Raw genomic sequence first — 1,147 nt, 5'->3', positions numbered from 1 at the left:
ACATTGTTTTGTCGCGTGAAATGGCAGACGCGGGCCATTACCCTGCGATTGATGTCGAGAAATCGGTCAGTCGTGTGATGCCTCAGATCACCACCGAAGAACATGTGTTGATGTCAAAAGCGGTACGTCAGGTCTTGTCTATTTGTCGCAAAAATCAAGATTTGGTGTCGATTGGTGCTTACAAGCCGGGCACCGATCCGGCTATCGATGGCGCATTTACATTAAAGCCAAAGCTAGACGAATACTTGCAGCAGCGTATGAAAGAATCGGTGCCATACGACATGTGCGTCAATATGCTCAGAAATATTTTGGGTGGGTAATAGCGTATGAATAATGCGATGGAATTCCTACTTGAGCAGACCAAAGAGCGCGAAGACCAAGCCGTACTTGCGCTGAACAAAGCGCGCTCTGAGCTTGAAGACTATTACCGTCAGGTTGAGCAAATCGAGAAATATCGTCTCGATTACTGCCAACAGTTGGTGGATCGTGGTCAAGCGGGTTTAACCGCCAGCCAATACGGGCATCTCAACCGATTCTTATGTCAGCTTGACGAGACACTGTCAAAGCAAAAGCAAGCAGAGCATCACTTCAAAGAACAAGTCGAAAACTGCAAAGACTACTGGCTCAAGATGCGCCAAGAACGCATGTCTTACGAGTGGATGATCGAAAAGAAAGCGAAAGAAAAGCAAATCGCGGAAGCCAAACGTGAGCAAAAGCAAATGGATGAGTTTTCCACGTTGTTGTTTAGCCGTAAGGCCAAGCCGTTCTAATTTTTGTTGAAGTTGATCTCGCTTCCACTCTTTTCGTGTGCGCTGTTCGTCAGGAAAATAGCCTTATGCGTTGGCGTGATTTTTGCAAATTCATGGTTTAATTATCTAATTTTGCCTCTGATGGGCAATCTGGTCACGCCATAAAAAGGCGTAGCTAAAAACGAGAAAGTTTTTATGAATGTGAATTTGTCTAATGTTTCTGCGACTAGCAAGACCTCAACTTCTGAGTCTTCCGCAAAAGCACCTACAGAAAGCTCTGAAAGCAAAGGTTTTTTTGAAACCTTAGCGGGAGTTTTTACAGGTTCACAAAAAGCAGAAAAAGCGGTCACTCAAACAGCAAGTACAGATGCAAAGACCGACGTTAGCACCACAGAAGG

The 1,147-nt window shown here is 45.1% G+C and carries 1 protein-coding gene and 2 pseudogenes; all 3 read left to right on the top strand.

Annotated elements, in window-relative coordinates:
* Nucleotides 1-320, top strand: a pseudogene (fliI, locus tag R7E00_RS24545) (flagellum-specific ATP synthase FliI); the annotation flags it as partial.
* 6 nt (nt 321-326) lie between these two features.
* Nucleotides 327-770 carry a flagellar export protein FliJ gene (fliJ, locus tag R7E00_RS24540; protein WP_005457733.1) on the top strand — a complete coding sequence of 148 codons (444 nt, stop codon included), beginning with the start codon at nt 327-329 and terminating at the stop codon, nt 768-770.
* Between the two features lie 174 nt (nt 771-944).
* Nucleotides 945-1,147, top strand: a pseudogene (locus R7E00_RS24535) (flagellar hook-length control protein FliK); the annotation flags it as partial.

The organism is Vibrio sp. Vb1755 (genome assembly GCF_033338635.1).
Lineage (GTDB): Bacteria > Pseudomonadota > Gammaproteobacteria > Enterobacterales > Vibrionaceae > Vibrio > Vibrio alginolyticus.
Note: the sequence above shows the minus strand (reverse complement) of the source record. Positions and strands in the feature narration are given on the sequence as shown.